We start from the raw sequence: 12,033 nt of genomic DNA on the forward strand, positions 1-12,033 counted from the left end.
ACTTTCTTGAAAAGGATCGCTGTAAAAATAGGAAGTAATGTCCTGACCCGCAAGGATGGGACGCTAGATATCACCCGCATGTCCGCGTTGGTTGACCAAGTAGCGGACTTGCATCGGCAAGGTATGGAGATCGTCTTGATCTCCTCCGGTGCCGTGGCTTCCGGACGAAGCGAGATAAAGGCCGGCAAAAAGCTGGATCCCGTATCAGCCCGGCAACTGTATTCGGCGGTAGGGCAGGCCAAGTTGATCAACCGGTATTACGAGTTATTCCGGGAGCATGGCATGACTTGCGGGCAAGTGCTTACTACAAAAGAGAATTTCGGGAGTCGTACGCATTACCTGAACCAGAAGCATTGCATGGAGGTAATGCTTGAAAACAAGGTGATCCCCATCGTGAATGAGAATGATACGATATCCGTAACCGAGCTGATGTTCACGGATAATGATGAGTTATCCGGCTTGATCGCTACGATGATGGGAATGGATGCCTTGGTGATTCTCAGTAATATAGACGGGATTTACAATGGAAATCCGTCGGACCCGGATAGTTCCGTGATCCGGGAAATCGAATGTGGGAAAACAGATTTGTCGGAATATGTACAGACTAGCAAATCATCCTTTGGACGGGGAGGTATGTTGACGAAATGTCATATCGCCCAAAAAGTGGCAGACGAAGGTATTGCGGTTATCATCGCCAACGGCAAAAAGGATAATATCCTTCCGATGTTATTGGCGGTGGATAGCGACACGGTCTGCACCCGTTTCATTCCGGCCTCGAAACCCGTCAGCAGCGTAAAGAAATGGATCGCCCACTCCGAGGGTTTCGCCAAAGGGGAAATACATATCAATAAAGGAGCCGAGGAGGCATTGACCGCCCCGAAAGCGACTAGCGTATTATTGGTTGGAGTAACCCGCATCGAGGGTGATTTCGAAAAAGATGATATCGTAAAGATAATGAATGAGGAAGGCGTGCAAATCGGCGTAGGCTGTACCGCCTATGACAGCGAGGAAGCACGTAAGCAAATAGGACAACGGGATTTAAAACCGCTTATACATTATGATTATCTATATTTGGATTAAAAAGTATGAATGTAAAAGATATGCTGCGACAGGCATCGGATGCGGCTAAACAATTGATAACGCTATCGGATCAAACGATTATCGGGATCTTAAAGGAGACAGCGCAGGTTCTACGGACTCATACGGAGGAGGTACTCGCCGCGAATCGCCAAGATCTGGAACGTATGGACCCAGCGAACCCGAAATACGACCGGCTGAAATTGACAGAGGAAAGGCTACAAGGTATCGCCGCCGATATGGAGAATGTATCGACATTACCTTCTCCATTAAATAAGGTCTTGAGCGAGACTACCCGCCCGAACGGAATGGTTATCCGAAAAGTAACCGTGCCTTTCGGGGTGATCGGTGTGATCTATGAGGCTCGTCCGAATGTTACCTTCGATGTTTTTTCCTTATGTTTCCGAAGCGGTAATGTTTGCGTGCTAAAGGGTGGATCGGATGCGGACTTCTCTAACCGAGCCTTGGTACGCATCATCCATTCTGTATTAGAGCGTCAGGGTATAAATCCGGCGGTATGCACTTTACTACCTCCGGATCGAGAGGCTACGGCGGAATTACTGGGAGCGGTCGGCTTGGTTGACTTAATCATTCCTCGTGGAAGCAGTTCCTTGATTCACTTCGTCCGGGAACACGCGAAAGTTCCGGTGATCGAGACTGGCGCTGGTATCTGTCATACCTATTTTGATCGCTCCGGAGATAAAGGCAAGGGACGTGAGATCGTAAATAACGCAAAGACACGGAGGGTCAGCGTATGTAATGCCTTGGATTGCTTAATCATCCACCGAGAACGTCTATCTGATCTTCCGTATATCTGTGGAAAGCTTCCGGACAGCAACGTAATCATTTATGCGGACGAACCGGCTTATGCCGCTCTATCCGAACATTATCCGGAGACGCTTTTACAACAGGCTAACGAAAACAGTTTCGGTACCGAGTTCCTCGATTACAAAATGAGTATCCGTACCGTATCCTCTTTAGACGAGGCTCTATCACATATCGCCCGGTACAGTTCAAAACATAGCGAAAGCATAATCAGCGAAGATCCGGAAACTATCCGGCGCTTCCAGCAATTGGTAGATGCCGCTTGCGTATACGCAAATGTATCTACCGCCTTTACTGATGGGGCCCAATTCGGATTCGGGGCGGAGATCGGAATCAGTACCCAAAAGCTACATGCCCGGGGACCGATGGCGCTTCCTGAATTAACGACTTATAAATACATCATAGAAGGAGACGGGCAGACGAGAATATAGGAACTCGCCTGTCTCTTTCTTCTAGAACAACACTTAAATCTAAACGAATAATGTCAACAGTAATAGATTCAAATATTTTCAATACTTTAGTTTCAAATACATTCTATTCCTGTCCTTTAGGAGGGGCTATCTATGATACGGAAGGAAATCTGATAGACTTGAATAAGGCGATGTTCGCTCATTTTTCCTTGGCGGATAAGCATGACTTTATTATAGAACATCTATTTAATAACATCGTACTAACCGATTCCTTGAAGTCATCTTTAAGAAAAGGTGACGCAATTATATGCGAAGAGCCCGTCACGTTTAAAGTAGAACCCATCTATACCGATGAACAGGGGCTTAGCGGGTATACGCTTTGGCTTACGCAGCAGGGAGAAAAAGAAACTGACAGGGAAAATAAACTATTAATGGGACAATTGAACGAGAGCCGGATATTGATGCGGCAAGCGTTGGAAGACGGTAAATTAGCCGCTTACTCATTCAGTTTCGACCGTTTCTCCACTTGCGACAAAAAGCATTGTAACCGCTGTTTTCAATTCTACGGCACGACCAATACTCTATTAGATAAAAACAGGTTTATATGCAGGGCTTTATCATCCGTACGTAAGCCCGAGGATAGTTTAGATTTCTTCTATCTGTTCAATAAAATCCGGGACGAGAAATTATCGTCTCACAACGTCACCTTCCACCTGAGGAATCAAGACGGGACTTATAAGATGTATGAAATATCGGGTAAAAGCATGGATATTGATGAAAGCGGCACCCCACATGTCATTATAGGTAGCATTATCGAAAAGGAAAACGACGAGCTAGCTATCGCGGATCATCAGAAATCCAAGGATCTTTCCCTATTGAAATCTACGTTTCTGGCAAATATGACGCACGAGATCCGGACTCCGCTAAATGCCATCGTCGGCTTCTCCGATATGCTAGGACTGGAAGATGATCCGGAAATGCGTGAACAGTATATTTCCATGATTAAAGAAAATAACACGGCTTTGCTCGAATTAATCAATGACACACTCGAGATGTCCAGAATCGAGTCCAATACGATCAATTGGTCATATGAGGATGTAAATCCGCTCGCTATCATGCACGATGTATACGAATACGCCTCTCCCCGCATATCCGAAAACGTACGGTTAATCTTGGATGATTCTCCAAACGTATCTCTTCACACGGATAAACATAAGCTTATGCTTATCTTGAAAAAACTACTTTCTAACGCCCTCCGATATACGGAGAAAGGAGAAATTCATTTCGGATACCAATCGTTGTATCCGGTCAGCGTGCAATTTTACGTGTCCGATACAGGCAACGGCATCCCGAAGGACAAACTAGGGCACATCTTCGAGCGATTCTTACAATTGAACGAATTTGAACCGGGTACCGGATTGGGACTTTCAATCTGTAAAGGTCTGGTCACCGCCATGGGAGGTACCATTTGGGTGAACTCGGAGGAAGGGAAAGGTTCTACCTTCAGTTTCAAACTACCCATAACACCTCCGGATACGATCTCTTAAACAATTCCTTGGTCTTTCTAAAGGATAATTGACAAGTAGTCATTATCTTTGCCTTTAACAAAATATTATTGTAACAGATATGAGACATTTCACTTGCGTACAGGATTTAGGTGACTTGAAACAAGCGCTTAATGAAGCTTTCGAGATCAAGAAAGATCGTTTCCAGTTTAGTGAACTGGGAAAAAACAAGACGTTGTTGATGATATTTTTCAACTCAAGCCTACGTACCCGCTTAAGCACCCAAAAGGCCGCCATGAACTTGGGTATGAACACGATCGTTTTGGACGTTAACCAAGGTGCATGGAAGCTGGAAACAGAGCGAGGTGTTATCATGGATGGTGATAAACCGGAGCATTTGCTGGAAGCTGTTCCTGTGATGGGCTGTTACTGCGATGTGATCGGGGTCCGTTCTTTCGCACGCTTTGAGAATAAAGAAGATGATTATAACGAAAAGATATTGAGTCAGTTCATCGAGCATTCCGGCCGGCCGGTATTTAGCATGGAAGCGGCGACACGCCATCCGTTGCAAAGTTTCGCCGACTTGATCACGATAGAGGAATATAAGAAAACAGCTCGTCCGAAGGTAGTCATGACTTGGGCTCCTCATCCGAAATCATTGCCGCAAGCCGTTCCAAACAGCTTTGCCGAATGGATGAACGCTACAGATTATGAGTTTGTTATCACTCATCCGGAAGGTTATGAGCTTGATCCTAGATTCGTAGGCAACGCTAAAGTGGAATACGATCAGAAGAAGGCTTTTGAAGGAGCGGATTTCATTTACGCAAAGAACTGGTCCGCTTATAAAGATCCGAATTACGGACAAGTAATCAGCACTGATCGTAGCTGGACCGTAGACGCAGAGAAAATGGCGCTTACGAATAACGCTTATTTCATGCATTGCTTGCCGGTTCGCCGCAATATGATCGTTTCCGATGATGTGATAGAGAGCCCGCAAAGTATCGTAATCCCCGAGGCGGCAAACCGTGAGATCTCCGCACAAACCGTATTGAAAAAAATATTGATGGGATTATCTAATCTTTAGGATAGAGAGATAGGGTATTCTTTACGATGGGCATTCTTAGGTGTTTATAACAGGCATTCTTAACACCTTAGAATGCCCATTGTAAGCATCTAAGAATAGGCATCAAGGTTTTTCAATGTAAACGAGCCATCCCAACAATAAAAGAGTACTCCCCTACTCTTGTAGAAAAGTACTCTTTCTATGGCTGAAAACAAATCTATTAAGCCTCTCCTGTCGGACCTGCGAAGTCCTCAAAATTAGCTGTTTTGTTATTATTATTTCCTGCTTGAAGTTGCTCCCCAAATTTCTTGATATTGTCTTGCAAAGCGAATAACAAACGTTGAGCGTTATCCGGAGTTAAGATTACGCGGCTTTTTACTTGTGCCTTAGGAGCTCCCGGAACCACCCTGATGAAATCTAGGATAAATTCAGAGCTTGAATGAGATATAATAGCCAAATTGGCGTAAGTTCCTTGTGCCATCTCTTCTGATAACTCGATCTGAATCTCGTTATTGACAGGTTTGTTGTTTTCCATACTTTCTTCTTTTAAATTTATGGTGATTAAAAATTGCGAAGACAAATATACATATTTATTCCGGGTTACAAAGGGGTTGAAGACTATAAATGCAAAAACGACTACCTTCTCAGGCAGTCGTTTTCTAGTTGTGTTTTTAATTCTCAATTCTTTAGACCAATGTAAAAATACCTTTTGTGTTTGATATAATTGGTTTTGGCGTTTTAGTTAAGGTTTGTTTTGTCTAAGTGCTAATCTCTTTCACTTGAACTTTACAAAAGTAAGGGCTTTAGCAAAGACCACCAAATACTATATGTGCAATAAATAATACTATATCATCAACGCTTGACACAAATCAATGTAAACATGCTTTAAATCATGTTTTAAATTATAAACCTCGAACGGGAATATTTCTCCCTGTACTCTGTAGGGGTACTCCCCCTACGCCGTTTGAATACCCGGTTGAAATTCGATAGATTATTAAAACCGCACCTGTAACATATTTCAGAAATACTGTCACTTGTATCGGTCAAACGGCATACCGCCTCAGCTACCCGGATCTCGTTCAAGTTATCGATAAATGTCTTTCCCGTCCACTTCTTCAAGAAACGCATCAATGAGGCATCGCTCATATTTGTTAACTTAGCCACTTCCGACAAGGTGATACGTTTTTGATAATTTTCGTGTAAATATAACATGATACTATCTAAACGATCGGTATCGTTATTATTATAGTTCTTTACCGTGTTCACAGCATTCAACCGACGGGCTGCTTTATCCAAAGATAGAATCTTAAGAATCTCGACCAAACGCAACAGGTTCTTGAAAGAATCCGGCTTGTTATCGTTCGACAACATTCTTAATTTATCTTGAATGCCAAGTATCATTTCCCGGCTGAAAACAAGACCACTGGAAGCGTTATCAAACATATCCTTCATGGTCTTGAAATGCCGTCTATTGATCAAGCTATCAAATAACGATTTATGAAATTGTATCGTTATCTCAAAGATCCCATTACACGGACACTTATGGTTCGAGTAAGCATGCTTCGTTCCTCCCGCGATCAACACCAAATCCAGATCATCGATTTCCTCGACCGAATCGCCAACTATCCGGATAGCACCAGCGGCATTCTCCAGATAGTTCAACTCAAACTCCATGTGTACATGTAACGGAAAATTAAACCCCGATTTCGGGCGTTGCATGACCAAGAAGCAATCTTCTGATGAAAGCGGGGTAGTTTCCTTCAATACGTCTACTTTCCCCATACACACAAAGCTTTTTTATTCGAGTATCAACGTACTGATTACCGGGCAATGGTCGGATGGGAACAGATTATTCAACGTTTCAGTCAATACACCATGACGCAATACCTTGATATTCCCTTTCACGAAGATATAATCGATCCATTCACGCTTGTCGTAAGGGATCTTTCCAAAATCATGGAATGTCCATTCCGGGCCGTAAGTAAACCCTGCGATCGTGCGGGAATGAGTCAAATGACGAGGATCACTCGGATTAGTCAATACTTGTATCGGCTCATCAGAAGGCACGGCATTGAAATCGCCAGTCACGATTATAGGCAAATTCTCGGATAATTTCTTCGCTTGCTCCAGCACCAAAGAAGCTCCTTCATGACGAGCCACTTTCCCCATATGATCCAAGTGCGTATTCAAGAAGAAGAATTTCTTTCCTGTATTCTTATCTTTCAAGATCGCCCAAGTAGCTACACGCTCGCATGCGGCGTCCCAACCTTTCTTACCAACGGCATTTATATCTTCGGCTAACCAGAAATTACCGTTTTTCTCAACGGAGAAACGATCCTTACGATAGAAAATCGGAGCGTACTCCCCTTTCGTCTTGCCATCCTCACGACCAACACCCACATAAGCGTATTCCGGTAAACGATCAAGCAAATCATTCAGCTGATTATTCAAGACCTCTTGCGCACCGAACACATCCGCCTCATGGAATTTCACTAAATCAGCAGCGAAATCTCTTCTGAATTTCCATTGATTATCCTTATCACCCGAATTATCGTAACGGATGTTATAAGACATTACATTCATTTTCTCATCGTTGTTTTTAGCGAATAAGCAGCCAGTGGCAAATAAAACCACCATTAAACAAAGTAAAATTCTCTTCATGATATTGATTATTATATGTTTCTTATATGTCTCAGTATTTATCTATGGTCTTTGTTACCTCGCAAAAATAAAGTTTATCCATTTATTAAGCAAATAAGGAAGAACAAAAAAGGCCGACAGATTGCTCTGCCGGCCTTTCTTTATAGTTTATTAAACGTTCCTATTCTTCATCATCTTTGTCCATGGCATTGAAATCAACCACGTTCTTGCGATTAGCGAAGATACGATCGAACTCATCCTTTGCACCTACGATCAGCTTATCAAACTCACGCTGACCGGTACCGGCAGGAATCAAGTGACCACAGATAACGTTCTCTTTCAAACCTTCCAAACGGTCTACCTTTCCGTTGATAGCAGCCTCGTTCAATACTTTCGTCGTCTCTTGGAAAGATGCGGCGGACATAAAGCTGTTCGTCTGCAAAGCGGCACGTGTGATACCTTGAAGGATCTGGTTGGCTGTAGCCGGAATAGCGTCACGTACCTCGACCAACTTAAGGTCACGGCGTTTCAACATACTATTCTCATCTCTCAACTTACGCGCAGTCACGATCTGTCCGGCCTGCAATGTCTGAGAATCTCCCGGATCGGTAACAACTTTCTTGCCCCAGATACGATCGTTCTCGTCCATTACCTCCAACTTATCAACAATCTGCTGCTCCAAGAAGCGAGTATCTCCCGGATCAACCACCTCTACCTTACGCATCATCTGACGAACGATAACCTCGAAGTGCTTATCGTTGATCTTCACACCCTGTAGACGGTATACATCCTGAACCTCATTCACGATATATTCCTGCACAGCCGTCGGACCTTTGATCGCCAAGATATCCGAAGGAGTGGTAGCACCGTCTGATAGCGGCATACCCGCACGGATATAGTCGTTTTCCTGAACCAATAATTGTTTAGACAGAGGAACCATATATTTCTTAACCTCACCCAACTTAGACGTTACAGTGATCTCACGGTTACCACGTTTGATCTTACCGAATCCTACCTCTCCGTCGATCTCAGATACGACAGCAGGGTTAGACGGGTTACGAGCCTCGAACAACTCGGTTACACGAGGAAGACCACCGGTGATATCACCGGCCTTACCTACGGCACGAGGGATCTTAACCAAAACCTCACCAGCTTTCACTACATCACCATTGTCTTTCACGACGTGAGCGCCCAACGGCAAAGAGTAGTTCTTCAAGTAATTACCATTCTCATCCACGATATGAGCGGCCGGAGCCTTCGTCTTATCCTTAGACTCGATGATGATCTTCTCCTTCAAACCGGTAGTCTCATCACTCTCAACCTTGTAAGTTACGTTCTCTACCAAACTCTCGAACTCGATCTTACCGGAAACCTCTGATACGATTACGGCATTGAACGGGTCCCACTCGATGATCACGTCACCCTTCTTAATTGAGTCACCGTTGTTGAAGAACAACTTAGAACCATAAGGTATATTATGAGTCAACAACACGATCTTCGTGTTCGGATCAACAATGCGCATTTCAGCCAAACGGCTTACTACTACCAAATGTTTCTTTCCGCTCACCTCGTCTACCGCCTCAACAGCACGAAGCTCATCGATCTCTAAAATACCATCATATTTAGATGTAATACTATTCTCTGTTGCGATGTTGGATGCGATACCACCGACGTGGAATGTACGCAACGTCAACTGTGTACCCGGCTCACCGATAGACTGCGCGGCGATTACACCGACAACCTCACCCTTCTGAACCATGCGGTTCGTAGCCAAGTTACGTCCATAGCACTTAGCGCAGACACCCTTCTTAGACTCACAAGTCAATACGGAACGAATCTCGACGCTCTCGATCGGAGAGTCTTGGATTGCCTTAGCGGCATCCTCACGGATTTCCTCACCGGAACGAACGATAACCTCGCCCGTAATCGGATGGATCACATCGTGAACAGATACACGACCTAAGATTCTCTCATACAAGGAAGCGATCACCTCTTCGTTATTCTTCAATTCCGTACAAACCAAGCCACGCAATGTACCACAGTCTTCCTCGTTTACGATCACGTCGTGAGAGACGTCAACCAAACGACGAGTCAAGTAACCGGCGTCGGCAGTCTTCAAAGCGGTATCAGCCAAACCTTTACGAGCACCGTGAGTAGAGATAAAGTACTCCAACACGGACAAACCTTCCTTAAAGTTAGAAAGGATCGGGTTCTCGATAATCTGACCACCTTCTGCACCACTCTTCTGCGGTTTCGCCATCAAACCACGCATACCGGACAACTGACGAATCTGCTCCTTAGAACCACGGGCACCGGAATCCATCATCATGTAGATTGAGTTGAATCCATCGTTATCCGCCGTCAATTGCTTAATCAAGATATTAGACAAGTTACTATTAACGTGTGTCCAAGTATCGATAATCTGGTTATAACGCTCGTTGTTGGTAATGAAACCCATATTATAGTTAGCCATGATCTGCTCAACCTCCTCATATCCCTTCTGAACCAACGCGTCTTTTTCAGCAGGAATAAGCACATCGGCCAAGTTGAAAGACAGACCACCCTTAAATGCCATATAGTAACCCAAGTTCTTGATATCATCCAAGAACTGAGCGGTACGAGCTACGCCACAAGCCTTGATTACCCGACCGATGATGTCGCGAAGAGACTTCTTACCCAACACCTCGTTTACATAACCAATCTCTTTCGGCACGAACTCGTTGACCATCAAACGTCCAACAGAAGTCTCAACCATCGTCTTCACCAAGTTACCGTTCGCATCCAAATCCTCCACGTAAACATGGATCGGAGCATGGATATCCAACTTCTTCTCATTGTAAGCGATCGTAGCCTCTTCCGGACCATAGAAAGTCAAACCTTCGCCTTGTGTACCCTTGCGCAACTTGGTAATATAATACAAACCAAGCACCATATCCTGAGAAGGTACGGTAATAGGAGCACCATTCGCAGGGTTCAAGATATTGTGTGAAGCCAACATCAACATTTGAGCTTCCAAAACAGCCTCATTACCTAACGGCAAGTGAACAGCCATCTGGTCACCGTCGAAGTCGGCGTTGAATGCTGTACATGCCAACGGGTGCAACTGGATAGCCTTACCCTCGATCAATTTCGGCTGGAACGCTTGGATACCCAAACGGTGCAATGTCGGGGCACGGTTCAACAATACCGGGTGGCCCTTCATTACGTACTCCAAAATATCCCAAACAACCGGTTCCTTACGGTCAACGATCTTCTTGGCGGATTTCACCGTCTTCACGATACCGCGTTCGATCAATTTACGGATAACGAAAGGCTTATAAAGCTCGGCAGCCATATTCTTCGGCAAACCGCACTCGTGCATCTTTAATTCCGGACCTACGACAATAACCGAACGAGCGGAGTAGTCAACACGCTTACCCAACAAGTTCTGACGGAAACGACCTTGTTTACCTTTCAAACTGTCGGACAAGGACTTCAACGGACGATTGGCGTCTGTCTTAACAGCGCTCGATTTACGAGAGTTGTCAAACAAAGAGTCCACGGCCTCCTGAAGCATACGTTTCTCATTACGTAAGATCACTTCCGGAGCCTTAATATCGATCAATCGTTTCAAACGGTTATTACGGATAATAACACGACGATATAAATCATTCAAGTCAGAAGTAGCGAAACGGCCACCGTCCAACGGAACCAACGGACGCAGTTCGGGAGGGATCACCGGGATCACCTTCATGATCATCCATTCCGGTTTGTTACGACCTCTGGACGCACGAAAAGACTCAACCACCTGAAGGCGTTTCAAGGCCTCGTTCTTTCTCTGTTGAGATGTGTCCGTGTTCGCACGGTGACGCAACTCATAAGAAAGAGAATCCAAGTCCAAGCGAGCCAACAGCTCATAAACAGCCTCAGCGCCGATCTTAGCGATGAACTTATTCGGATCCGTATCCTCTAGCAATTGATTTTCTCTTGGAAGGCTATCCAAAATATCCAGATATTCCTCCTCAGATAATAGGTCTAACTCACCGACCGTGTCTACGCAACCCGGCTGGATCACGACGTAGCGTTCGTAATAGATGATGGAATCCAGTTTCTTGGTAGGAAGACCTAGCAAGTAACCGATTTTATTAGGCAAAGAACGGAAATACCAAATATGGGCAACAGGAACCACCAAATGGATGTGTCCCATACGTTCACGACGAACTTTCTTTTCCGTAACTTCCACTCCACAACGATCGCAGACAATACCTTTGTAACGGATACGCTTGTACTTACCGCAATGGCACTCATAGTCCTTGATCGGACCAAAGATACGCTCACAGAACAAACCGTCACGCTCAGGCTTATACGTACGATAGTTAATTGTTTCCGGTTTCAAAACCTCACCGCTGGAGTTCTCTAGGATCTCCTCAGGGGATGCCAGACCGATGGTTATTTTTGAAAAGTTACTCTTTATCTTGTTTTCTTTTCTAAAGGCCATATTATTTATTTATAAAGAGTTATCAATAGATAAAGT

Annotated in this window: 8 protein-coding genes; 4 read left to right on the forward strand and 4 right to left on the reverse strand. The window is 44.6% G+C overall.

Annotation, left to right across the window (positions count from 1 at the left end):
- Positions 1-6: 6 nt before the first annotated feature.
- From proB to ACESPU_RS10190, 4 genes are all read left to right on the forward strand, one after another.
- Positions 7-1,080 (forward strand): glutamate 5-kinase, encoded by a 1,074-nt coding sequence (gene proB / locus ACESPU_RS10175; protein ID WP_005854230.1) that lies wholly within the window; start codon positions 7-9, stop codon positions 1,078-1,080.
- A gap of 5 nt (positions 1,081-1,085) precedes the next feature.
- The gene (locus tag ACESPU_RS10180) at positions 1,086-2,333 is read left to right on the forward strand and encodes a glutamate-5-semialdehyde dehydrogenase (protein WP_005867252.1); all 1,248 of its coding nucleotides are present in this window, start codon (positions 1,086-1,088) and stop codon (positions 2,331-2,333) included.
- 50 nt (positions 2,334-2,383) lie between these two features.
- Positions 2,384-3,859, forward strand: coding sequence for a HAMP domain-containing sensor histidine kinase (locus ACESPU_RS10185; RefSeq protein ID WP_005854227.1), 1,476 nt, complete (start codon positions 2,384-2,386; stop codon positions 3,857-3,859).
- A 79-nt stretch (positions 3,860-3,938) separates the two neighbouring features.
- Positions 3,939-4,901 (forward strand): N-acetylornithine carbamoyltransferase, encoded by a 963-nt coding sequence (locus ACESPU_RS10190; RefSeq protein ID WP_005854226.1) that lies wholly within the window; start codon positions 3,939-3,941, stop codon positions 4,899-4,901.
- 199 nt (positions 4,902-5,100) lie between these two features.
- Here the strand turns inward: ACESPU_RS10190 and ACESPU_RS10195 are convergent, their stop codons facing one another.
- The 4 genes from ACESPU_RS10195 to rpoC form a co-directional block, all read right to left on the reverse strand.
- Positions 5,101-5,415, reverse strand: a complete 315-nt coding sequence (locus ACESPU_RS10195; RefSeq protein WP_158532232.1) for a DUF3467 domain-containing protein — start codon at positions 5,413-5,415, stop codon at positions 5,101-5,103.
- Between the two features lie 362 nt (positions 5,416-5,777).
- Entirely contained in the window at positions 5,778-6,662 is an 885-nt protein-coding gene (locus ACESPU_RS10200; protein WP_005854224.1) for an AraC family transcriptional regulator, read from the reverse strand.
- Positions 6,663-6,677: 15 nt separating this feature from the next.
- Complete coding sequence (locus tag ACESPU_RS10205) at positions 6,678-7,541, reverse strand: endonuclease/exonuclease/phosphatase family protein (protein WP_122369581.1); 864 nt, start codon at positions 7,539-7,541, stop codon at positions 6,678-6,680.
- A gap of 160 nt (positions 7,542-7,701) precedes the next feature.
- Positions 7,702-11,997 (reverse strand): DNA-directed RNA polymerase subunit beta', encoded by a 4,296-nt coding sequence (gene rpoC / locus ACESPU_RS10210; protein ID WP_158532231.1) that lies wholly within the window; start codon positions 11,995-11,997, stop codon positions 7,702-7,704.
- Between the last annotated feature and the right edge of the window lie 36 nt (positions 11,998-12,033).

Origin of the sequence: Parabacteroides sp. 20_3, assembly GCF_964238835.1 — a bacterium.
GTDB classification, from domain to species: Bacteria; Bacteroidota; Bacteroidia; order Bacteroidales; family Tannerellaceae; genus Parabacteroides; species Parabacteroides distasonis.